This is a genomic window from Cohaesibacter marisflavi, from assembly GCF_900115225.1.
Lineage (GTDB): Bacteria > Pseudomonadota > Alphaproteobacteria > Rhizobiales > Cohaesibacteraceae > Cohaesibacter > Cohaesibacter marisflavi.
The window spans coordinates 89,054-111,307 of record NZ_FOVR01000013.1 but is presented as its reverse complement, the minus strand read 5'-3'; the positions used below and the strand labels follow the sequence as shown (position 1 = coordinate 111,307).

Sequence of the window (22,254 nt, the reverse complement as noted above, 5' to 3'; positions counted from 1 at the left end):
GGATCAGACCCTCTCGGTGTGCTTGGCGCCGAACAAACCCTGCGGCATGGCAAACAACACAGCCAGAATGACGATGAAGGCTACCGCATCCTTATATTGTGAACTGAGATAGCCAGCTGTCATCGCTTCCAGAAGACCAAGAAGGATGCCGCCAACAAGCGCCCCTTTCGGGTTGCCCATGCCGCCCAGCATGGCAGCCGCAAAACCCTTGAGCGCCAACCCGACCCCAACGTCATAGGCAACCAGCGTGATAGGAGTGACCAGAACGCCAGCGAGCGCCCCAATGGCTGCGGACAGAGAGAAGGAAAGCGTCATCACCCAACCGGTATTGATGCCGACCAGCTGTGCGGCCAGTCTATTATTGGCTGTTGCCAACACGGCCTTGCCTGTCAGGGTTTTGGTAAAGAAGGCCCAGAGGCCGAAAAAGACGGCAAAGGCCCCACCGACAACCCACAGGCTCTGCGGAAGAATCGCAGCCCCGAGCAAACGTATAGGTTCATCGCCCGAGAAAGAGGGAAAGCGGTGCAACTGTTTGTCAAAAACCAGCTGCGCGGCACCCCGGATGAAAATCGACGCCCCGATGGTGATAATGATCAATGAGACCACCGGCGCACCACGGGCCGGTTCAATCGCCAGCTTGTTGAGCGCCACGCCAACAAGGGCGGTGAGCGCAATGGCAATGACCGCAGCCAGAGGCAGAGGCAACCCTGCGGCATGGGCAAAAACGGTTGTCATACCGCCCAGCATGACGAATTCGCCCTGTGCGAAATTCACCACATCGGAAGCGTTATAGATAATTGTAAAGCCCAGAGCAACGAGCGCATAAACTGCGCCGACGGTCATTCCAGACAAAAGAAACTGCATCAAGGCATCCATGAGCGGCTCTCCCTTTAAGATCGAGTCGATTGAGGCGGGGCAACAGCCCCGCCCGATGCGCATTTATTCTGCAAGAGCCCAGCCACCATCGCGGATTTCGAGCATGCGAAAGGCGCTGAGATCCAGACCGAGATGGTCATTGGCAGAGAAGCTGTAGGTGCCGGTTGTCCCCACCAGACCGGATGTGTCCTCAAGCGCATTGCGGATTGCTTCAGCATCAGAGCCTGCTTTGGCCATGGCACTTGTCATCAGCAAAAAGGCATCATTGGCGTAGCCGCCAAAGGTGGACACCTTCTGCTCATACTTGCCCTCGAAAGCGGACTTGTAAGACGTAACAACATCCTTCTGTGGGTCTCCATCGGGCAGAATATCTGCGATCAACAGGGCCGTTCCCGGCAGTCTGACGCCCTCGGATGCCTCGGCACCGGCCAGCTTGATAAAGCCGTCAGAGGCCACACCATGGCTTTGATAAAGCGGCAAGTTGATGCCAAGCTGCGCCTTGTTGCGCGTCACGATCGCCGGCCCCTGACCAAAGCCGGGGTTGAGGATCGCCTGCACGCCTTCGGTCTTGGAAATCTTGGTGAGCTGCGGTGTCATGTCCGCATCCTGCGGCCCATAAGTCTCATCCGCGATCACCTCTATACCGTGCTCCGCAGCGATATCATGGCACTGCGCCTGCATCGATGCGCCAAACCCGTCCGTACCGGAAATCATGCCGATTTTGGTGAGCTCACGCGCCGCCATATCCGTAAAGATCTTGGCGCATGCCATTCTGTCCGTATGCGGCGTTTTGAACACATAGTCGCGCACCGGATCAATGATCTGGATGGCACCAGCCAACGAGATGAACGGAATTTCCTCGTCTTCCGCCACCGAAATAATCGACATGGTGGTCCCCGTCGTTGAGCCACCAATGATGGCAACCACTTCGTCATCTTCCACCAGACGAGTAGCAAAGGTGCGAGCCTTGTTGGGGTCGCCACCATCGTCATAAAGGAATAGCTCGATCTTTTCACCATTGATGCCACCGGCCTCATTGACCTGCTCCACGAGCATTTCGATGGTTTTGGCCTCCGGGTCCCCCAAAAAGGCCGCAGGCCCCGTTGCAGAGACACTCGCCCCCAGACGAATTTCAGCAGAAGCCGGAGCGGCAAGGCTGATAACGCCAAGCGCAACAAGTGTAGTCATGGCAGTAGTAATTACAGGTTTCATGGATAGTCCTCCCTAGATATCCAGTTGATGAAATTGGCTCAATGCCGCTTAAGCGACCTTGGGCCAACGGATCATGACGCGCCGGAAACGCGACGCGACAAAGGCAGTATCCGTCAGGCAGGCATTGCCCGAAGGATTGGCGCCAGTAACGTGAAAGTCGGAAAAAGCCGCCGATTGATTGACAAAAATATTGCCCGTCAGATTGACCGACAGATTGACTCCAGCATGCGCGAAGGCATCCTCGGCCTCCGTGATCAGATCCTGATCCGTGGCATACAGAGCAGCGGTAATCGCCCCTTTCTGTCGGGCAATGCTTGATGCACGCGCGATAGCATCGGATGCGCTTTCACATGGAATGAAGAATGACACCGGCCCGAAGCACTCCTCCTGCTCCGCCCCCTCTTCTTCCCCGTCAAGCGCCAACAACAGCGGCGTTGCACTGCGGCCAATCCCCGTCTCGCCGCTATCGCGGACAATACGTCCGATACCACGCGACACGGCCACCCGCGCAAGGGTCGCCGGGTTGGCAATGGTGCCGCATATCCCGGAAGCTCGTTCCCCATCAGACAGCAATCTATCGACGGCGAAGGCGATACCCTTGGCCACGTCATCAAAGCTCTTGGGCCCCTCATCACTGTCTATGCCAGTGGACGGGATATAGATATTCTGCGGCGAAGTGCACATCTGCCCCGAATAGAGCGACAGCGAAAAGGCAATATTGTTGCACATGCCCTTGAAATCTCGGCATCCGGTTATCGTAATGGAGTTAACGCCGGTCTCTTCGGTATAGACCTGTGCCTTGCCTGCATGCTTGCGTAGCCAAGCGCCAAAAACCGAAGAACCAGTATAATCGATCAGGGAAAAGGCGCCGCTATCCACGAGCTCTTGCGTCATCTCCTGTCCAGGCTCATCGGCAGCAAGCAGAACCACATCGGCCGGTAGCTCGGCTTCCACCAGCACTTCGCGTAAAACTCTGACGGTAAGGGCAAGGGGCAGAATGGCCGCCGGATGTGGCTTGACAATGACCGTATTACCCGTAGCCAGACTGGCAAAAATCCCCGGATAGCCATTCCAGGTGGGGAAGGTGTTGCAGCCAATGGCTAACGCCAGTCCGCGCGGCACCAGTTTCCAGCGTTTTTCCAGAATGATGGAGGCCAGCTTGCCTTGCGGCTTCTCCCATGTCGCCTCGCGCACGGTCGCGTTCATCTCAACCCACGCAGCGGCAACCGCCTCCAGTCCACGATCCTGCGAATGCGGCCCACCAGCCTGAAAGGCCATGGGAAATGCCTGCCCGGTGGTATGCATCACCGCGTGCCCCATCAGGAAACTCATGGCATTAAGCCGCACCAGAGCCTCTAGCAGAACCCCGACGCGCACCTCCGGGCTGGCTTCGGCCCATTCACCAGCAACGGCCTCAGAAGCTTCAATCAGCTGCGATGCATCAGCTGTGGGATAATTAATCTTGAGCGGCAGCCCCCAAGGAGATTCTTCCATGCCCACCCTGTCGGTTTCCGGATGATCGGGTAGCGCAAACCGATGACCAATTAGTCTATCAAAGGCCGCCTGACCATCTTCGCGAGCGCTCTCGCCATAGAAACGGCCGCTGGGGATTTCCGGAAACGGCGTCCAGAATTCCCGCGATTTCAGCGCAGAGACAGCATCAGTCAGCAGCGCATGATGGCGAATATAAAAATTAGTCATTGGTCCCCCACATTCAGTATCCGGCATATAATTGACCGTCCGGACGATTTATTCAAGCGTATAATTGACCGTCCGGACGGTTTATGCAACAAGTCTTTCGTTGGCTCTACAAAAGTGGACCTTGGGGGAGAACAAATGAACATATCCGAGACCGTGCTGTCGGATCTGAAGAATGGCGTGCTCAGGCTCACGCTCAACAGACCGGACAAACTGAACTCATTCAACGATGAGATGCATCTTGCCTTGCGGGCACAAATGGAACGCGCTCTTGCGGATGCGGATATCCGCGCCGTTCTGCTAACAGGAGCAGGACGCGGCTTTTGCGCCGGGCAGGATCTGGGAGACCGCGATCCTCGCAAGGGAGGAGCCAAACCGGATCTCGGACAAACGCTTGAAACATTTTACAATCCAACGCTGCGCCTGATCCGCTTGCTGGAAAAGCCCGTGCTCTGCGCAGTCAATGGCGTTGCCGCAGGTGCAGGAGCCAATATCGCTCTGGCCTGTGACATCGTTCTGGCTGCGAAATCGGCAAAATTCATTCAGGCCTTTTCCAAGATTGGCCTTATTCCCGATGCCGGAGGAAGCTGGTCTCTCACCCGCATTCTGGGCGAACCGAGAGCCAAGGCGCTGGCGATGCTGGCAACTCCTCTTCCTGCGGAACAAGCCGCCGACTGGGGCCTGATCTGGAAGGCTGTGGATGATGAAGCGCTGATGGAAGAAGCAAGTGCCATGGCCGAGCAGCTTGCCGCTGGCCCTACCGTTGGTCTGGGACTGAGCAAACGCCTCATCCAGGCCGCTTCCGATCAGCCCTTGGACACGCATCTAGATATGGAACGTGACTGCCAGCGCACTGCTGGTCAGACCGACGACTATTCTGAAGGTGTCGCAGCCTTTCTGGAAAAACGCCCAGCCAACTTCAGGGGGTGCTGATATGGACCAGATGACAACCATGCCCCCGCAAGAGCTGGCCGAAGCCTGCGCTCAGGCTATGTGGGACGGGGATTCCACCTCCCAAAAGCTCGGCATGAAACTGGAGCATGTAGCGCCCGGTGAGGCCGTTCTGTCTATGATGCTCACCGAAGCCATGACCAATGGTCACGGCAATGCGCACGGCGGCTATCTCTTTACCCTGGCAGACAGCGCCTTTGCCTTTGCCTGCAACACATACAACCAAATCACCGTCGCGCAGAATTGCGCTATCACTTTTCTTGCACCGGGCACCCGTGGCGACCGCCTGACGGCCTCCGCCCGCGAGCGGTCCCGCTCGGGCCGTTCCGGTCTTTATGACGTGCAGGTGGTGCGTGAAGACGGAACCATCATTGCTGAATTTCGCGGCCATGCCCGCACCGTAAAAGGGACACTGCTGTCGTCCCAAACCGTCGCCAAGAGCGATGACGTCTGATCCTGGGGAGGAAACAATGAACGATCTGACACCAACCAAAAACCTTCTTGATCCGATCGAAGTCGCCTCGCGCGACGAGATTTCGGCTCTTCAATATCACCGTATGCGTCGGTCTCTGGCCCACGCTTATGAGAATTCCCCCTTCTATCGCAAACGTTTTGATGAGCATGGGGTTCATCCTTCTGACCTCAAAACCCTTGCGGACCTGTCCAAGTTCCCGTTCACTCAGAAGACGGACCTAAGAGACACCTATCCCTTCGGTATGTTTGCTGTTCCGCGCGAAAAGCTGGTGCGAATTCATGGCTCATCCGGCACCACGGGCAAACCCACAGTCGTCGGCTATACACGCAAGGATATCGACGTTTGGGCCGATCTGGTCGCCCGTTCGATTCGCGCCTCCGGCGGGCGCCCCGGCGATATCGTACATGTGGCCTATGGCTATGGACTCTTTACCGGCGGTCTGGGCGCCCACTATGGCGCAGAGCGACTGGGCTGCACCGTTGTGCCAATCTCCGGCGGCATGACTGAGCGGCAAGTGACACTCATTCAGGATTTCAAACCATCAATCATCATGGTCACGCCATCCTACATGCTCTCGATTCTCGATGAGTTCCGCCGTCAGGGACTGGACCCGCGAGAAAGTTCGCTCAAGGTCGGCATTTTTGGTGCCGAGCCATGGACCAACAGCATGCGCGAAGAGATCGAACAGGCCTTCAACATGCATGCCGTCGATATCTATGGTCTCTCCGAAGTGATGGGGCCCGGTGTTGCCAATGAATGCGTGGAGACGAAAGACGGCTTGCATATCTGGGAAGACCACTTCTATCCCGAGATCATTGATCCAGCCACCGGTGAAGTACTGCCAGACGGGGAAATGGGCGAGTTGGTCTTTACCACTCTGACCAAAGAGGGATTGCCGATGGTACGCTATCGCACCAGAGACCTCACCCGCCTGTTGCCCGGAACGGCACGATCCATGCGCCGGATTGAAAAAATCACCGGTCGCTCTGATGACATGATCATCCTGCGCGGGGTCAATGTGTTTCCAACCCAGATCGAAGAGCAGATCCTCAAATGCGATGGCCTCACACCGCACTTCCAAATCGAATTGTCGCGCAAGGATCACAAGGACACCATGGTTGTTCACGTGGAAGCCTCTACCGATCATGTCTCCGAAGACGCCCGCAAGGCCTCCGCAGTGGAGCTTTCCCACCACATCAAATCCGTAGTTGGTGTAACAGTCAGGATCGATGTACGCGATCCACAAGAACTGGCCAGATCCGAAGGCAAGGCCAAGCGCGTTGTCGACAATCGGCCAAAAATTTAACCGACCGTATGGTCAACTATAGCAAATTTGGTGTATAGGGGGCATAATAGCCCCCTACTTTCGTCTTCAGCATTTTGGAGAACTCTGTCCATGGCCAGAACACGCGCAAACGATTTCGAAGAAAAACAACATAGTTTGCTGCTGGATGCGGCACGAGTCTTCGCAACGCAAGGCATGGAAAAAGCCTCCATGTCGCAGATCGCATCCGCCGCCGGCGTGTCCAAGTCCCTGCTCTATCACTATTATCCATCCAAGGATGCGCTGATTTTCGAGATCGTGCATTCTCATCTCGAAGAGCTGGATCAAGCTCTGACGGACGCGGATGATCCATCCCTGCCTGCAGAAGAACGACTAGAAAAGCTGGTCCGGACGGTCATAGAGGCCTATCGCGGCGCAGACGATCAACACAAAGTGCAGCTCAACGCCAGTCAGGCGCTCTCAGCCGAGCAGCGCGCCGAAATCGTCAAGGTGGAGCGCCGCGTCGTCAAACGCTTCTCCAGCACGCTACGCGAGATCCACCCGATTCTGGATGATCCCGACCGCCCACTGCTGATGCCTGTCACCATGTCTTTGTTCGGCATGATGAATTGGGTCTATATGTGGTTCAAGGAAGATGGCCCCATTTCCCGCGAGGACTATGCCCGTTTGGCAACTGTGCTCATTCTGGAAGGGGTGAAAGCCGTCCGCTAGGCGCCGCCTTCCCCAAGACAGCATTGATATAGCCAGAGATAGCCCCGAGAGTCGGCCCAGAGCGTCAGCAAGCAGACTGGATGTTGCTCAGCCCCTCAATGCGCTCAAAACAGCAAAAGCCAATCTAGGGGCCTGAACCGGCATCGATGCCGGTTCAGGCCCCTTTCCGCCAACTATTCCGCAGCATCAGACAAGGACAGGGGCCAGCTTTTGGCCACCATGGTCAACACGTCATAGTGCGCCACGATCTCGCCCTTCTGATTGACCACCTGACAGTCCCAACGCACCTCACCATGCTCGGCATTTTCGCGAGGATTGATCTCCTTGCAGGTAAGGCGCACCCGCAAGCTATCGCCAAAATAGACCGGCATCATGAAGCGCATAGCATCGACACCATAGTTGGCCAGCACCGGCCCCGGTTCGGGATCAACGAACAGACCTGCCGCAAAAGAGGCGATGAGATATCCATGGGCGACGCGATCCTCAAAGAACGGATTTGCCTTGGCCGCAGCGCTATCCATGTGCGCATAAAAGGTGTCACCGGTAAATTCGGCGAAATGCTCCACATCAGCCTGCGTAACCGGGCGGGCGTCCGTGACGATTTGATCCCCGATCTCAAGGTCGGCAAGGGACTTGCGAAACGGATGCACATCATGTTGCACCGGTGCGCCATCAACCCACTGTCCCGTGACGGCCGATAGCATCGCTGGAGCGCCCTGAATGGCGGTGCGCTGCATGAAATGCTTCACACCACGCATCCCCCCCATTTCCTCGCCGCCACCGGCACGGCCCGGTCCACCATGCACCAAGGGTGCAAGCGGAGAGCCATGGCCCGTCGAGCTTTTGGCCGAAGCCCGATTGCCGATCATCACGCGTCCATGGAATGACGCAAGCCCCGCCACCATTTTGGCAGCCAGTGCTCCATCATCCGTGAAGACAGAGGAGACAAGCGACCCTCGCCCCTTACGACAAAGAGCAATGGCCTCTTCCGGATCATCATAAGGCATCAGCGTTGCCACAGGCCCAAAGGCCTCGATGCCATGCACCGCCTCCCCTTCCTGCGGATTGGCAGAGCGCAACAGCACCGGAGCCATGAAGGCGCCTTGTTCCCCATCGCCCGAGACCAAAAGGCAGCTTTCAGGATCACCAACCACGAGCTCTGCTTCGGTCATCAATTCGGAAGTGCGCGCACGAACTGTTTCTCGATCCTTGAGGGAAACGAGCGCGCCCATACGCACGGAAGCGTCTGTCGGCAGCCCGATCGGCACCTGCTCAAGCCTGGCCGTGAGCGCCTCCACGAAGGCGGTTTCATGGGATCGAGGCACCATGATGCGGCGAATGGCGGTACATTTCTGCCCCGCCTTGGCGGTCATCTCACGCGCCACCTCACGCACGAACAGATCAAATTCCGGCGTCCCGGGGCCCGCATCCGCACCAAGCACAGATGCATTCAGACTATCGGCCTCCATCGTGAAACGAACGGAATTGGCAATGATGGCCGGTTTGCTCCTAAGCATCTGACCAGTTGTGGCCGAACCGGTGAAGGTCACCACATCCTGCTCGGTCACATGATCCAGCAGATCACCCGGATCACCGGTTACAATCTGCAAGGCACCGTCGGGCAGCAGACCGGTTTCCAGCATGCGCCGCACCACCAATTCTGTAAGATAGGCGGTCTGGCTAGCTGGTTTGACGAGGCAAGGCATGCCCGCAATCAGCGAAGGAGCGATTTTCTCCAACATGCCCCAAACCGGAAAATTGTAGGCGTTGATGTGAATGGCCACACCTTCCATCGGCGTCAGAATATGTTGCCCCATGAAGGAGGCATCCCGCGCTAAAGTCTCGACAGGCCCTTCCGTCAGCACCCGTGCATTGGGAAATTCCCGCCGCGCCTTGGATGCAAAGGTCAGCATGGTTCCAATGCCGCCCTCGATATCGGGCCAGGCATCGCTGCGCGTGGCCCCAGTGGCAAAGCTCTCCTGATAGAAGTCTTCCTTCAGCTCCATCAGCTTCAGGCCAAGTGCCTTGAGCATCAGGGCGCGTTGATGGATCGTCATGGCCCGCAAAGCGGGCCCGCCCACCGCACGCCCCCATTCAAGAGCTGCACGAAAATCAAGCCCCTTGGTTCCTATCAAGGCATGCACCACGCCTGTGGCGGCATTGGCAACAGGCGCGCCCTCGCCTTCACCCGTGCGCCAGGCGCCGACAACATAACTTTCCAGACGGCGCGGAGACAGGGTCTCGTCCTTCATGATTGTTCCTTTCTACTTGGATTAGCCTAGCTCAGCCCGAGCGCTGCAATCTCGCCCCTGGAAGCTTTCTGCCATGCGTCGAGAAGCACCTCGTTAGTGCTGTGTCGCAGCCCTTTCCGATGCAACCGCTCGAACCGTTCCGAGCCAATCACACCGAAGGTCGCCGCCACGCGTGGATACCAATAATCAATTGAGGCTGCGGCTTCAGACCGCCCTTCGGCCCTGGAGCAAATATCCTCCAGCGCGACTCGCCCCATCTCCTTGTGGCGCACTTCAACAGGGGCAATCTCCCGGATCGCTTCAGCGAGCGGGCTATAGGAAACCTGAGCCAGCTCTCCAAGCTGGATGCCCGTTGCCAGCCCCATCAGCAGGTTCATGACGCAGGCATCCGTCCAACTGACAAGCGGCGCATGAAAAACCGAAAGGCGCATGTCGCCCCCTTGGCGGCAAGGGTCAATGGCAGCGTCACGCGGCATGCGAGCCGCCCAATCATGGGCCCGATTATAAAGAGCCTTGTCAGTGCCGAAATCTTCCATGAGATCGAGCACCTTTTCCGCGCTGGCCGCCTTCTCAAGAGTGATCCGGCAGGCTGCTATCCGTTGCGCTATACCCGGAGCCCAATTGATGGCATTGGCAAAACCGGCAGAGCCTGCCAATTCGCTGTCAACAAAGGACGACATCAGCTTCAAAAGCTCGGCACGATAGCGTGGGGATACATTCTCCGGCGAGGTGAGCTTTCCCCCTTGCGCGAGATACTCATCAATCGGCATCAGTCCTGCATCACTCGTCATAGCTCAACACCACCTTGTCCGAGACCGGCGCACATTGGCACGACAGCACATAGCCAGCCTTCACCTCATAGTCCTCAAGAGCATGATTCACAGCCATCTCGACCTCGCCCTCCAGCACACGGGCCCGACAGGTGGAGCAAACCCCGGCTTTGCAGGAAAACGGAGCATCCATGTTATTGGCAATCGCTGCTTCGAGAATCGAATTGCCATCCTTGGGCATCGTGAAGCTGCGCGTTGCGCCATCCAGGGTCACCGAGACCGCGCAGCTATTGCGCGTGACCGACGCTTCTTTGGAAACGACCTGCTTGCGAGCCCGGCCCGGCTGAGACGTGGCAAAAAGCTCGAACTTGATCTGCTCATCAGAAATACCATGCTTGCGCAGATTGTCCGCAATGGTCAGCATCATGGGCTCTGGTCCGCAGATGAAGGCGGTATCAACACTGTCGGCCTCAATCCAGAGATTGAACAGGGCGTCCAGTTTCTCGTCATCAATGCGGCCGGTGAAGAGATCGATTTCCTGCCCCTCACTCTTGAGAATATGGATCACGGACAACCGGCCCAGATACATATTCTTGAGGTCTTCCAGTTCCTCGCGGAACATGATCGAACTCACCTGCCGATTGGCATACACCAGCGTGACGTTGGATTTCGGTTCGCGAGCCAGGACCGTCTTGATGATCGAGAGCACCGGTGTAATACCCGACCCTCCAGCAAAGGCGAGATAAGTTTTCTCAGCTGCCGGATCAATCTGCGTGAAGAAGCGACCCGCCGGTGGCATGGCGTCTATATGGTCGCCCACCTTCAGCTCTTCATTGGCCCAGGTGGAAAAGGCTCCCCCCTCAACGCATTTGATCCCGACCTTCAGGCACCCCTCGTCAAGGCCCGCGCAGATGGAATAGGAACGCCTCAGCTCTTCCTGATCAAACATCCGGCGAAAGGTGAGATATTGCCCTTGCGTAAAGGCGAAAGCCTCCGCATCTGCAGGGTCGGGTTTTAACGTCAGGACCACGGCATCGCGGGTTTCGCGACGCACATCGGTCACTTCAAGTGATGAAAATCGTGACATGGCAAGCCTCTCCTCCAAGGCTTAGATGCATTTGAAATAGTCAAAGGGTTCCAGACAGTCCTTACAGCGCCACGAGGCTTTGCAAGGGGTGGAGCCGAACTGGCTGACACGTTCCGTGTTGGTCGAAGCACAGCGCGGGCATTCCACCACCAGATTGCTCTTGCCGCTCATGCGGCGCGCCCGTGCGGCCATGACACCACTGGCTGCAGTGCCATCAATCGGCGGCGCAATCCCGAAGGCGCGCAGCTTCTCGCGCGCATCCCGAGCAATCCAGTCGCTGGTCCATGGGGGTGACAGACGCCGTTCAAGACGCAGTTGATCAATGCCCTTTTCACGCAGCTTTTCTTCGATGGCGAGATCTATCACAGCCGTTGCCGGACAGCCCGAATAGGTCGGTGTGACGGCAACAACAAGCGTTTCGCCCTCATAGCGGACCTCTCGCACAATCCCTAACTCGATGACTGAAACGACCGGAATTTCCGGATCTGGCACATCAGCCAGCCAGCCCCAGACGATATCGACAGAAGGCTGCACTATGGAAGCGGATAGGTTCTGCTGAGTGACCATGGTTCTACCAACGTGCGCCCGGATAGGCCCGCTGCAAAAACTGCATTTCAGCCAGAATATAGCCCAGATGCTCCGTATGACGCCCAATGACGCCACCGGTTTGGGCAAAGCCTGCTGGCCCCGGCATATCGAGCATGGCCTCAGCCAACACCGAGCGCACAGTTTCCTCCCATTCGGCTTTCAAATCCGAAGGGTCTGGGGCTATGCCCGCCTTGGCCACGGCTTCGTCCACCGCATCGGCAACGAACATCTCGTCCACATAAGGCCAGAGCTGACCAAGGGCAGCCTGCATACGGCGTTGGCTCTCATCCGTGCCATCCCCCAGCCGGACAACCAGATCCGAGGAGCGCTCCAGATGATAACTGGCTTCCTTGACAGCCTTGGCTGCAATCTCGGCAACCCGTGGACTGACCGAACCGGTAAGGCGCATCAACAGGGCATAGTGGCGAGCATCAAACAGGAACTGGCGCATGATCGTCACGCCCATGTCGCCATTGGGCAGCTCACAGAGCAATAGATTGCGGAATTGCAGCGCATCGCGCAGATAGGCCAGCGCATCCGCATCCCGTCCCTTGTCTTCAACCTCGCCGGCAAGCCCCAGCCACATCTGGGTGTGGCCAATCAGGTCCAGCGCCGTATTGGCCATAGCGATGTCTTCTTCAAGTGCGGGGGCATGCCCGCACCATTCAGACACCCTGTGCCCCAGCACTAGAGCGCTATCCCCCATGCGACACAGCCACTCAAAGAAGGCGGGTGCCAGCGCATCATCGCTGACAAACCGGTCCTCGACCGGGTTCAGTATAGCCCCGGTCGCAGCCTTTTCCATAGCTCCCACACTCATCACATATGCCCCACTTCATCAGGGATATCAAAGAAGGTCGGATGGCGATAAGCCTTGCTCTCGGCCGGATCGAACAGCGGCCCTTTCTCCGACGGGCTAGATGCGGTGATGTCGTTGGATTTCACCACCCAGATCGATACGCCCTCCTTGCGGCGCGTATAAACATCACGCGCATGATGGATTGCCATCTCGGCGTCAGATGCGTGCAGGCTGCCGACATGGCGATGGTTGAGCCCGTGCTGCCCTCTGATAAACACTTCCCAAAGCGGCCATTCTTTTCTAGACATTATAATTCCTCCCCCAAAAATTTCCGCTATCACTCAGCGGCAGTGGTTGCCGCAGCCCGACGATGCGCGGCCTTTTCTGCATGGGCGTACAGTCCTTCGCGGAACCATGCGCCATCATCCCAGGCCTTGACCCGCGCATTCATCCTCTCGCGATTGCACGGCCCGTTGCCCTTGATGACCTCGAAAAACTCAGACCAGTTCGGCTCGCTGAAGTCGTAGCCGCCCTTCTCCTCGTTCCATCTGAGATTGTCATCGGGAATGGAAAGGCCCAGATATTCAGCCTGAGGCACCGTCTGATCGACAAATTTCTGGCGCAGCTCGTCGTTAGTATTGATCTTGATTTTCCAGGCAATGGATTGGGCAGAATGAACCGACTCGGCATCGGACGGACCAAACATCATCAACGACGGATACCAGAAGCGATTGAGCGCATCCTGCGCCATTTCCTTCTGCGCCGGAGTGCCTTCTGCCATCTTCATCATGATGGCGTAGCCTTGTCGCTGGTGGAAACTCTCCTCCTTGCAGATCCGGATCATCGCCCGGCTGTAAGGGCCATAGGATGTGCGCTGCAGAGGCACCTGATTCATGATGGCAGCGCCATCTACCAGCCAGCCCACAGCTCCCATATCCGCCCATGTCAGGGTGGGGTAATTGAAAATCGAGCTATATTTCATGGCGCCAGAGTGGAGCTTCTCTGTAAGCTCATCGCGGCTGACCCCCAGCGTTTCCGCTGCTGAATAAAGATACAGCCCGTGTCCGGCTTCATCCTGCACCTTGGCCAACAAAATGGCCTTACGCTCAAGAGTTGGCGCTCGTGTAATCCAGTTGCCTTCGGGCAACTGTCCGACAATCTCCGAATGGGCATGCTGTCCGATCTGCCGGATCAGTGTTTTGCGATACCCTTCGGGCATCCATTCCTTAGGCTCGATCTTTTCCCCCCGATCGACCCGATCCTGAAACGCCTGTTCTTCAGGCGTCATTTCGTCCCGAGACTTCATTCCTTCCGACTTCACCATCTGTGCATACATGTCCGACCTCCTCTTCAGACGCGTTCCAGAATGAGAGCGATGCCCTGCCCGACCCCGACGCACATGGTGCAGAGCGCATAGCGCCCACCGGTGCGTTGAAGCTGGTAGGTGGCGTGCAGCACAAGCCGCGCCCCGGACATCCCCAGCGGATGGCCCATGGCGATCGCGCCGCCATTGGCGTTGATATATGAGGCATCCTCGGGTAGCCCGAGGTCTCGCAGAACGGCAAGCGACTGCGCTGCAAAGGCTTCATTGAGCTCGATAACATCCATCTGGCCCAATGTCAGACCGGCCCTCTCCAGCACCCGACGGGTTGCCGGAACTGGTCCGATGCCCATCACACGCGGTGGCACTCCGGCAGCTGCCATGGCTACGATGCGAGCCTTCGGAGTCAAGCCATTGGTCTTGGCAGCAGCTTCAGAGGCAACAATCAGCCCTGCAGCGCCATCATTGACCCCCGAGGCGTTGCCCGCTGTCACCGTCAGATCAGGTCCATTCACCCCACGCAGCTTGGCAAGCGTTTCAACGCTTGTTCCCGGACGCGGATGCTCATCAATATCAACGACAAGCGGGTCTCCCTTGCGTTGGGGAATGGTGACGGGAACAATTTCCTCGGCAAAGCGCCCCGCCTTCTGGGCTTCTTCCCAGCGACGCTGACTTTCAGCGGCAAAGCGGTCCTGATCTTCGCGCGTAATATCATAGTCCTCGGCCACATTATCGGCCGTTTCCGGCATGCTGTGCGTGCCGTGCACCTTATCAAGCACTGCATTCTTGAAACGCCAGCCAATCGTCGTGTCATACATTTCAGCATTGCGAGAAAAGGCATTGCCAGCCTTGGCCACCACAAAAGGCGCCCGGCTCATGCTTTCCACGCCGCCAGCAACCAACATGTCGCCATCTCCGGCGCGTATGGTGCGAGCAGCCAGCCCGATGGCATCCATACCCGACCCACAGAGCCGATTGACCGTTGTTCCCGGCACTCCAACCGGCAGTCCGGACAATAAAACCGCCATGCGGGCAACATTGCGATTATCCTCGCCAGCCTGATTGGCACAGCCAAGGATCACGTCATCCACCTGCTCCCAATCAAGTTGCGGATTGCGTTCCAGCAGTGCCCGAAGCGGCACGGCGGCCAGATCATCGGCCCGCACGGAAGACAAGGCGCCCCCATAGCGCCCGATAGGCGTGCGCACAGCATCGCAAACGAATGCCTCCGACATTCAAAACTCCCCCCAATGAGACTACTTACCGGCCTTCATTAATTAACCGACCGTTCGTTCACATTATTACGAAGATACTCCAGAGTGCAACAGCTTTGTACCAGCCATTGGGATGAGACAGCCAAATTGGCCACACAACATTGGTCTATACGCCTGATAACAGATTGAAATTCTTGATCATTCAAACGGAAGCCGGAACAGGAAACTCTCTCATCAAAAGCCGCCCGGAATGAAAAGACACCCAATTCCACGCGATCGAGCTTCACTCTGCCACGACTTCTAAGCCCGCCAGAGCTTTATCAGACACCGCGGACCATCAGTCCCAAAGCATAAAAAGAAAGCGCAGCCTGCAACAACAGACTGCGCTTTTTCTCTTTAGCACCGGAGCAAAACAGTTCCCGAGAAAGACCTTTTATCCGATGATCGCCTCAACGGTCACTTTGGCCACACCATCTGCTGGTGGGGGCACGATATCACCGGCAATCGGCTTACCGTCCACGCTCAGAGAGACAACGTTGCCCGACCCTTTGCGCACCACGGAAATATCATAGGAGACACCACGGAACATGCGCTGCACGCGGAAATCATCCCAGCGCTCAGGGATGACCGGAGCGATCTTGAGGCCGTCATAATCGGGACGGATACCCAAAATCCATTGCGTAATGGTGTAATAGTTCCAGGCAGCAGTACCAGTCAGCCAAGAGTTCTTGGCCTCCCCGTGGCTCGGCGCATCACGACCAGCGATCATCTGCGCATAGACGTAGGGCTCCAACCGATGCACATCGGAAATACCTTCCCGCACAGATGGACTGATCCGGCTATAATAGTCAAAGGCCGCATCCCCATTGCCCAGCACAGCTTCGGCAATGGCCACCCACGGGTTGTTGTGGCAGAAGATGCCGGCATTTTCCTTGTAGCCCGGCGGATAGGTGGAGATTTCACCATATTCGATATAGTAGCGCGAATAGGCAGGCTGCTGCAGCACGACGCCATGCGGGGTTGCCAGATGTTTCGCAACCGAATCCAACGCCTGCCGAGCCTTGCCATCTTCCACACCGACACCAGCCAGAACACAGAAGCCCTGCGGCTCGATGAAGATCTTACCTTCGGCCTGTTCATGCGTGCCCAGCTTGTTGCCAAAATCATCATAGGCCCTGAGGAACCATTCGCCATCCCAGCCATGTTCGCTGATCGTGGCGCCCATATCCGCAGAAATCCGAGCATAATAGGCCGCGTCTCCATCCTTGCCGATGACCTTGGCGATATCGGACAGTTCCTTGGCAGACAGCACCATCAATCCGGCGATAAACACGGATTCAGCCACCGTGCCTTCCTTGCTGGTCGTGGTCTGGAAGCTTTCTCCCGGCGTATCAGAGAAACAGTTGAGATTGAGGCAATCGTTCCAGTCGGCGCGCCCGATCAGAGGCAAGCCATGCGGGCCCATCCGATCCTCGGCATATTGGATCGAGCGTTTGAGATGCTCATAGAGCGGCTCTTCCGTGCCCGGCTGGCAATCAAACATCACCGGTTCATCCAGAATGGAAAAGTCGCCGGTTTCCTTGAGATAGGCCGCCACCCCGATGATCAGCCAATGCGGATCGTCATTGAAGTCGCCCCCGATATCATTGTTGCCCTTCTTCGTCAGCGGCTGATATTGGTGATAGGCTCCGCCCGAGGAAAGCTGCGTTGCAGCAATATCCAGTATCCGTTCCCGGGCTCGCGATGGCACCATATGTACGAAGCCCAGCAAGTCCTGATTGGAATCGCGGAAGCCAAGCCCGCGCCCGATGCCAGACTCAAACGAGGAAGCCGAGCGAGACATGTTGAAGGTCGCCATACATTGATAGGCGTTCCAGATATTGACCATACGGTTGGTGTGCTGATCAGGCGAAGACACCTGATAGACACCCAACAGCGCATCCCAATGCTTGGTTAGCGCATCAAAAGCCCCATCGACAGTCTCAAGATCGCAATATTTGTCGATGATCGGTTTAACCGTCTTCTTGTTCAGGATCTGCGAGCTTGGTGGATCGAACTTGTCATCCTTGTCATTCTCATGATAGCCGAGCACAAACACGACCTGACGGGTCTCACCTGGCTCAAGGCGCAGCTTCACGTGATGCGATCCCATCGGGGACCAGCCATGGGCAATGGAATCCCGTGATTTGCCTTCCATCACGGCAACCGGCTTGTCCCAGCCGCGCCATGGACCAAGAAAGTCTTCGCGCTGGGTATCGAAACCGGCAATCTCCTCAGAGCAAGCAAAGAAGGCGAAATGGTTGCGGCGCTCGCGATATTCCGTCTTGTGATAGATCACCCCCTCTTCCACTTCCACCTGACCGGTGGAGAGGTTGCGCTGGAAATTGCTCTGATCATCCAGTGCATCCCAGAGACAGAATTCCACCGAGGAAAAGAGCGAGACATCCGCAGGCACAAGGCGCTCGTTGCTGACCGTCACTTGCCAGATTTCCAGCGTTTCATCCAACGGCACGAAATAGCGGGTTGCGGTGCGAATGCCATCCTTTTTGGAAGAGATAACAGAATAGCCCATGCCATGACGGCAGGAATAGTCCTCCAGCTCCGTTTGCATCGGCATCCAGGAAGGCGTCCAGCAGTCGCCGGTTTCGTTGTCGCGTACATAGACATATCGGCCACCGAAATCAGTCGGCACATTGTTGTAGCGCCCACGCGTCAGGCGGCGCAAACGAGCATCGCGATAATAGGAATAGCCTCCAGCGGTGGCGGAGAGAATACCGAAATAGCTCTGACAGCCAATATAGTTGATCCAGGGCGCAGGCGTATCAGGACGTGTAATCACATATTCACGCGCCTGATCGTCAAAATATCCATATTTCATAGTGAGCACCTATCAAATGTCAGTAAGGGACAAAGAGCCGCGTATCCGCCAACCATGCATTTCAAGCCGCAAAAGAGACAGAAGGCTCCTAACCTCCGGTTGGCCATTGCCTAACACATGAGATAGAAAGTTGGAAGTGAAACGTTTCAGATTTTATATTTATTTCTTAAATTTGTAATTTTAGAAATTATTTTTCACTTCAAGATCGATTTTGCTTTTAAAGGCTGTGGGATAAGACATAGACGCCCCACGGCAATGAGCGTCTCCAGGGATGCACAGCCCGTTCCCTTGCGACACGGCTAGCGTGCTCGCAAGAGGGGATAGATTATTCAGCCATTTTGTAATTTTTATGCCGGACCGGGCACACTAACGGATCAGATCCCGCAAGACACGCGCCCCCGCAATGACACAGCGCATTTGTGCTTCATGCAATATATGGAAATCCTCGCCATAGACGGTCTCATCCGGCGCTTCGGTGATGATGGTCACCGGAAACAGGGAACCGGGAAATTCCTGCGTAAAATGCGCGATATCCTTGGTGATGCTAAAGCCCATATCATCAGAACTATATTGGCTGAACCGCGCGAGATGAGCGCGATTGAGGGCGATGATCGGCTCATATTCTTGCAAAACACTGATCATGGTCTGCAAGATGGCTTCCCCAATCCCCTGCCAGCCGGGCAAATAGCGCAAGATCAGCATAAAGCCCTTGGGCAATGTCCAGATTTCCTGCCCACGTGGCACATAGCCAGAAAGAGGCCGCGCGAATTCGTGTGAAGGATAGCCATGCAAATTCAAATGCAGCTTGGCATCCGTCAACGCTTTGACTTCGTGCAGAATATCATTCTCATAGCCACGCTCGACATATTCAAGATCATTCCCGCCAGCAGTAAAACGCGCCGCATGATTCATATGATTGGGAAAATCCTTGCAGAATTCCCGCATGAGGGCAAAGCCGTCCGGATTGATCAGAGGCGCAATGGCGAAATTGTTATGGGCATCATCGCGCAAGCGCGCAGCCGCACGCAAGGCGCCGACTGGTCCACTCGTCTCATTGGCATGTTGCCCGGAACTGATCACCAGACCTGGTCCTTCTCCCTTCAGATAGCGTCCCCATACAGGTCGGCCTCGACGGGAGCAGGAGATCAGCTTCTCCCCGCCCAGAGCCTCAAGACCGGCGCGGACCGTATCGGGCGAAAGCCAGTGGTCTACATGCTCAAGACTCTTAAGCGGATCTTCGTCTTTTGGTACACGCCAGCCTTCAACGCGGCTGTGAAGGATCGGCATGGTTTCGCTAGCGCAATCAATCGCCAGATAGGGATCTGACGCAAGCGCCAGTTCAACCAGAACAGTCTCGTCGGCACGCGGCACCAGATAAGGGACCAACTGACCCGGCGCGAAGGTGCGGTCGTCTTCCTTGTACCCATTTTGCACCTTGAGGGTCTCAAGGGCTGCAAAATAGAGTTCTTCATGCATCAGCTCTGCCGAACTGATTACCTCTTTGGAGTGCGGTAATTCGGTCTCGTAGAATGGCGCTTCCAGACGCATTTCCAGCCGATCGAACAAGGGACTATTGTTGCCCCACTCTTGCGCCTTGAGGCTATTGAGCACCCATTCAAAGGCCTGTTCCAGATCTGTTTCGAACGGTGCGTCACAATCAAGCCCTTCGTCTTCAGCTCCAACGACCCGTACCCAGCCGCAATTGGCCAGAATCTCCATGCCAGCATGATCCGTCCGGCTCCGGTTTGGCGCGAAAAGGCGCACACTGTCCTTGCGGCTCGAAGACATGGTCATATCAAGCTGGTAATAGGGTTTCTCATCCTGCTGCGGCATGGGCTCGAAGCGGCATTGTCCGTCATCAAACAGATCCAGCACCGGATAAGCCTCAAGCATAAAGCGGATATCAGATACGCCTTCAATAACCGGATAATGGATCACCATATCCTCGACATGGGTCAGATTGATCTCTTCCAACAGCGCATGGAGCAACGGTTTGAAGGCAGAATAGATATGCACATCCGCCCCGCTCCGCGCAATCTCGCGTTCGGCAGCCTTGCGCCGCTCAGGACCGTCGAAAACCCAGATGTCAATCGCCGCCCCCTTGTAGGGCGCCTGCTTGAAGCGCTCAACCAGCACAGACAGGGATGTCGGCAACTCTGTGCGACAGATCACGGACTTGGATTGCGAATTCATCATGGGACTACTATTGAACAGATTCGAGAAGAAAAAGGGGACCAGACATCCGAAAAGAGGTCACATCATGGCATCCCGATGAGGATGACCGCAAGACAAGGCTGCGACCTTTGCACGCGAGAACCGACCTACTACATTTTTCAAGGAAAATAAGCCCGAGGAACGCCAGAAACGCACCCAGTCATGTTTCGATGAGGTGCCTATCAAATCTGATCTGGGAGCACAAGCCTGTGCTGCAGAAAAAGGCGCTTTCGCGCCCTTTTTACCGCAAATAGCATGCTTGAGACCCGCCTGCATTCCTGCGCTAAAGAACGTAATGTGCGCCTATTGGGCCGTATGGAATGCTTGCAAAAAAGATATTCGCCTGTGGGAAGTGACTGGGAGAGAAAGGGCAGCCCGATACAGGTCTTCAGCTGCCGCTTTGCTCCTGAAGCATATCCGGGAGCATAAAAGCGGCAGCATAAAAGCGGCAGCATAAAACCACTGAGTGCAGCCATCAGATAGCGAGATAATTCTCGCGTAGTTCTTTATTATCAAGCACTTCCTTGGCAGTGCCATCAAATACGACACTCCCGGTATCAAGAATGACAGACCGGTCAGCCAGCTCCAGTGCCCGAATCGCATTCTGTTCCACCAGAATCGTGGTAATGCCCTGCATCTTGATGATTTCGAGGGTCTTCTCGATTTCGTCCACGATAACAGGTGCCAGCCCCTCATAGGGTTCATCAAGCAGCAACACCTTGATGTCCCGTGCCAAGGCTCGGGCAATCGCCAGCATCTGCTGCTCACCGCCCGAGAGCGTCACCCCTTCCTGATTGCGCCGCTCCCCAAGCCTCGGGAACAGATCATAAAGACGATCAATGCTCCAGCCGACCGGCTCGACGATCTGTGCCAGCTGGATATTCTCCTCGACCGTCAGACCGGGAATGATGCGCCGATCTTCCGGCACCAGCACCATGCCCGCCCTCGCTGCCTCATGGCTCGCCATGGTGTGCAAATGCTGATGATCCAGCCAGATTTCCCCATAGGTGAGAGATGGATTATCGAGTCGCGCGATGGTGCGCAGGGTCGATGTCTTACCCGCCCCGTTCCGGCCCAACAGCGCCAGAATTTCCCCTTCATGCACATTGAAGGAGACCCCCTGCACGATATAGCTTTCACCGTAGTAGGCGTGAATATCATGCACCGACAAAAAGGCCGGAGCTGTGGCGGCCACATTGGCATGTTTACTGAAATCTGGTCGGTCTTCTGCGGGGCGTTTGGTTGCTTCAATAGCGAGATCGCTCATGCTGCTTCTCCAAGATAGGCTTCTTTCACCTTCGGATGGCCCTTGATATTTTCCGGTGTGTCTTCAACCAGAGGCGTGCCCTGAGCCAACACAGTGATGCGCTCGGCAAGAGAAAAGACCACATGCATGTCATGCTCGATGATCGCAATGGTGATGTCGTGCTTTTCGTGGATTTCCTTGAGCAGATCGATGGTGTTGTTGGTGTCAGCTCGCGCCATGCCTGCGGTCGGTTCATCCAGCAGAAGAAGCTTGGGAGCCTGCACCAGACACATGGCCATTTCCAGCCTGCGTTTGTCACCACGCGACATAGACCCGGCAACCATATGCAGTTTCTCCGTCATATTGACTTCTTCCAGCATATGCTCAGCTCGCTCAATGACCTCTTTCTCGTTTGAAATAGTCTCAAAGGCATGCATGCGAAATGCGCCGTCCCGCTTGGCAAAGCAGGGTATCAGCATATTTTCCATCACCGTCAAATCGGTAAAGATCTCCGGTGTCTGGAAAACGCGACTGATGCCCATCTGGTTGATTTCATACGGCGTCCGCCCGAGCACAGACTGCCCCTGAAAGGTGACAGACCCAGTGTCCGGTTCCAACTTGCCGATCAGACAGTTGAGCAAGGTCGATTTGCCCGCTCCGTTTGGACCGATAATCGC

The 22,254-nt window shown here is 56.2% G+C and carries 18 protein-coding genes and 1 pseudogene; 4 read left to right on the top strand and 15 right to left on the bottom strand.

The features are described 5' to 3' along the window. Positions 1 to 3: 3 nt before the first annotated feature. The 3 genes from BM258_RS19785 to paaN all read right to left on the bottom strand — a co-directional run bounded on the left by BM258_RS19785 (position 4) and on the right by paaN (position 3,789). The gene (locus BM258_RS19785; RefSeq protein WP_090074967.1) at positions 4 to 876 is read right to left on the bottom strand and encodes a branched-chain amino acid ABC transporter permease; all 873 of its coding nucleotides are present in this window, start codon (positions 874 to 876) and stop codon (positions 4 to 6) included. Between the two features lie 63 nt (positions 877 to 939). Next, positions 940 to 2,088, bottom strand: coding sequence for an ABC transporter substrate-binding protein (locus BM258_RS19780; RefSeq protein ID WP_090074966.1), 1,149 nt, complete (start codon positions 2,086 to 2,088; stop codon positions 940 to 942). Between the two features lie 48 nt (positions 2,089 to 2,136). Further along, on the bottom strand, positions 2,137 to 3,789 hold the full coding sequence (gene paaN / locus BM258_RS19775) for a phenylacetic acid degradation protein PaaN (protein WP_090074965.1): 1,653 nt from the start codon (positions 3,787 to 3,789) through the stop codon (positions 2,137 to 2,139). 135 nt (positions 3,790 to 3,924) lie between these two features. Here paaN and paaG point away from each other — a divergent pair, with 135 nt between their 5' ends. The 4 genes from paaG (at position 3,925) to BM258_RS19755 (ending at position 7,208) form a co-directional block, all read left to right on the top strand. Then, complete coding sequence (paaG, locus tag BM258_RS19770) at positions 3,925 to 4,719, top strand: 2-(1,2-epoxy-1,2-dihydrophenyl)acetyl-CoA isomerase PaaG (RefSeq protein ID WP_175528178.1); 795 nt, start codon at positions 3,925 to 3,927, stop codon at positions 4,717 to 4,719. Position 4,720: 1 nt separating this feature from the next. Continuing rightward, on the top strand, positions 4,721 to 5,191 hold the full coding sequence (gene paaI / locus BM258_RS19765) for a hydroxyphenylacetyl-CoA thioesterase PaaI (RefSeq protein ID WP_210186819.1): 471 nt from the start codon (positions 4,721 to 4,723) through the stop codon (positions 5,189 to 5,191). A 16-nt stretch (positions 5,192 to 5,207) separates the two neighbouring features. Next, the gene (gene paaK, locus BM258_RS19760) at positions 5,208 to 6,518 is read left to right on the top strand and encodes a phenylacetate--CoA ligase PaaK (RefSeq protein WP_090074964.1); all 1,311 of its coding nucleotides are present in this window, start codon (positions 5,208 to 5,210) and stop codon (positions 6,516 to 6,518) included. Positions 6,519 to 6,608: 90 nt separating this feature from the next. After that, complete coding sequence (locus BM258_RS19755; RefSeq protein ID WP_090074963.1) at positions 6,609 to 7,208, top strand: TetR/AcrR family transcriptional regulator; 600 nt, start codon at positions 6,609 to 6,611, stop codon at positions 7,206 to 7,208. Between the two features lie 173 nt (positions 7,209 to 7,381). Here the strand turns inward: BM258_RS19755 and paaZ are convergent, their stop codons facing one another. The 12 genes and pseudogenes from paaZ to BM258_RS19695 all read right to left on the bottom strand — a co-directional run. Beyond that, positions 7,382 to 9,460: a phenylacetic acid degradation bifunctional protein PaaZ gene (gene paaZ, locus BM258_RS19750; RefSeq protein WP_090074962.1), complete on the bottom strand. Its 2,079-nt coding sequence runs from the start codon at positions 9,458 to 9,460 to the stop codon at positions 7,382 to 7,384. Between the two features lie 26 nt (positions 9,461 to 9,486). After that, the gene (locus BM258_RS19745; RefSeq protein ID WP_090074961.1) at positions 9,487 to 10,251 is read right to left on the bottom strand and encodes a Phenylacetic acid catabolic protein; all 765 of its coding nucleotides are present in this window, start codon (positions 10,249 to 10,251) and stop codon (positions 9,487 to 9,489) included. Further along, a complete protein-coding gene (paaE, locus tag BM258_RS19740) occupies positions 10,241 to 11,317 on the bottom strand; it encodes a 1,2-phenylacetyl-CoA epoxidase subunit PaaE (RefSeq protein ID WP_090074960.1) in 1,077 nt (358 codons plus the stop codon). Before paaE ends, BM258_RS19745 begins: the two co-directional genes overlap by 11 nt. A 21-nt stretch (positions 11,318 to 11,338) precedes the next feature. Further along, a complete protein-coding gene (paaD, locus tag BM258_RS19735) occupies positions 11,339 to 11,884 on the bottom strand; it encodes a 1,2-phenylacetyl-CoA epoxidase subunit PaaD (protein WP_090074959.1) in 546 nt (181 codons plus the stop codon). A gap of 4 nt (positions 11,885 to 11,888) precedes the next feature. Continuing rightward, positions 11,889 to 12,725 carry a 1,2-phenylacetyl-CoA epoxidase subunit PaaC gene (gene paaC / locus BM258_RS19730; RefSeq protein ID WP_090074958.1) on the bottom strand — a complete coding sequence of 279 codons (837 nt, stop codon included), beginning with the start codon at positions 12,723 to 12,725 and terminating at the stop codon, positions 11,889 to 11,891. Next, positions 12,725 to 13,012, bottom strand: a complete 288-nt coding sequence (gene paaB, locus BM258_RS19725; RefSeq protein WP_090074957.1) for a 1,2-phenylacetyl-CoA epoxidase subunit PaaB — start codon at positions 13,010 to 13,012, stop codon at positions 12,725 to 12,727. The genes paaC and paaB overlap by 1 nt, the downstream gene beginning before the upstream one ends. Before the next feature lie 29 nt (positions 13,013 to 13,041). Further along, positions 13,042 to 14,040 carry a 1,2-phenylacetyl-CoA epoxidase subunit PaaA gene (gene paaA / locus BM258_RS19720; RefSeq protein ID WP_090074956.1) on the bottom strand — a complete coding sequence of 333 codons (999 nt, stop codon included), beginning with the start codon at positions 14,038 to 14,040 and terminating at the stop codon, positions 13,042 to 13,044. Between the two features lie 14 nt (positions 14,041 to 14,054). Further along, positions 14,055 to 15,260 (bottom strand): 3-oxoadipyl-CoA thiolase, encoded by a 1,206-nt coding sequence (pcaF, locus tag BM258_RS19715; protein WP_090074955.1) that lies wholly within the window; start codon positions 15,258 to 15,260, stop codon positions 14,055 to 14,057. A 412-nt stretch (positions 15,261 to 15,672) separates the two neighbouring features. Further along, positions 15,673 to 18,117 (bottom strand): glycoside hydrolase family 94 protein, encoded by a 2,445-nt coding sequence (locus BM258_RS19710; protein ID WP_090074954.1) that lies wholly within the window; start codon positions 18,115 to 18,117, stop codon positions 15,673 to 15,675. Positions 18,118 to 18,483: 366 nt separating this feature from the next. Continuing rightward, on the bottom strand, positions 18,484 to 20,313 hold the full coding sequence (locus tag BM258_RS19705) for a M14 family metallopeptidase (RefSeq protein WP_090074953.1): 1,830 nt from the start codon (positions 20,311 to 20,313) through the stop codon (positions 18,484 to 18,486). Between the two features lie 493 nt (positions 20,314 to 20,806). Then, a complete protein-coding gene (locus BM258_RS19700; protein WP_090074952.1) occupies positions 20,807 to 21,598 on the bottom strand; it encodes an ABC transporter ATP-binding protein in 792 nt (263 codons plus the stop codon). Further along, a pseudogene (locus BM258_RS19695) lies at positions 21,595 to 22,248 on the bottom strand (ABC transporter ATP-binding protein); the annotation flags it as partial. The pseudogene BM258_RS19695 and the gene BM258_RS19700, both read right to left, overlap by 4 nt. Positions 22,249 to 22,254 lie beyond the last annotated feature (6 nt).

Excerpts from the sequence above, each read along its gene's own strand:
- BM258_RS19785 (WP_090074967.1), bottom strand. The coding sequence starts at position 876 with ATGGATGCCTTGATGCAGTTTCTTTTGTCTGGAATGACCGTCGGCGCA.
- BM258_RS19780 (WP_090074966.1), bottom strand. The coding sequence starts at position 2,088 with ATGAAACCTGTAATTACTACTGCCATGACTACACTTGTTGCGCTTGGC.
- paaN (WP_090074965.1), bottom strand. The coding sequence starts at position 3,789 with ATGACTAATTTTTATATTCGCCATCATGCGCTGCTGACTGATGCTGTC.
- paaG (WP_175528178.1), top strand. The coding sequence starts at position 3,925 with ATGAACATATCCGAGACCGTGCTGTCGGATCTGAAGAATGGCGTGCTC.
- paaI (WP_210186819.1), top strand. The coding sequence starts at position 4,721 with ATGGACCAGATGACAACCATGCCCCCGCAAGAGCTGGCCGAAGCCTGC.
- paaK (WP_090074964.1), top strand. The coding sequence starts at position 5,208 with ATGAACGATCTGACACCAACCAAAAACCTTCTTGATCCGATCGAAGTC.
- BM258_RS19755 (WP_090074963.1), top strand. The coding sequence starts at position 6,609 with ATGGCCAGAACACGCGCAAACGATTTCGAAGAAAAACAACATAGTTTG.
- paaZ (WP_090074962.1), bottom strand. The coding sequence starts at position 9,460 with ATGAAGGACGAGACCCTGTCTCCGCGCCGTCTGGAAAGTTATGTTGTC.
- BM258_RS19745 (WP_090074961.1), bottom strand. The coding sequence starts at position 10,251 with ATGACGAGTGATGCAGGACTGATGCCGATTGATGAGTATCTCGCGCAA.
- paaE (WP_090074960.1), bottom strand. The coding sequence starts at position 11,317 with ATGTCACGATTTTCATCACTTGAAGTGACCGATGTGCGTCGCGAAACC.
- paaD (WP_090074959.1), bottom strand. The coding sequence starts at position 11,884 with ATGGTCACTCAGCAGAACCTATCCGCTTCCATAGTGCAGCCTTCTGTC.
- paaC (WP_090074958.1), bottom strand. The coding sequence starts at position 12,725 with ATGAGTGTGGGAGCTATGGAAAAGGCTGCGACCGGGGCTATACTGAAC.
- paaB (WP_090074957.1), bottom strand. The coding sequence starts at position 13,012 with ATGTCTAGAAAAGAATGGCCGCTTTGGGAAGTGTTTATCAGAGGGCAG.
- paaA (WP_090074956.1), bottom strand. The coding sequence starts at position 14,040 with ATGTATGCACAGATGGTGAAGTCGGAAGGAATGAAGTCTCGGGACGAA.
- pcaF (WP_090074955.1), bottom strand. The coding sequence starts at position 15,260 with ATGTCGGAGGCATTCGTTTGCGATGCTGTGCGCACGCCTATCGGGCGC.
- BM258_RS19710 (WP_090074954.1), bottom strand. The coding sequence starts at position 18,117 with ATGAAATATGGATATTTTGACGATCAGGCGCGTGAATATGTGATTACA.
- BM258_RS19705 (WP_090074953.1), bottom strand. The coding sequence starts at position 20,313 with ATGATGAATTCGCAATCCAAGTCCGTGATCTGTCGCACAGAGTTGCCG.
- BM258_RS19700 (WP_090074952.1), bottom strand. The coding sequence starts at position 21,598 with ATGAGCGATCTCGCTATTGAAGCAACCAAACGCCCCGCAGAAGACCGA.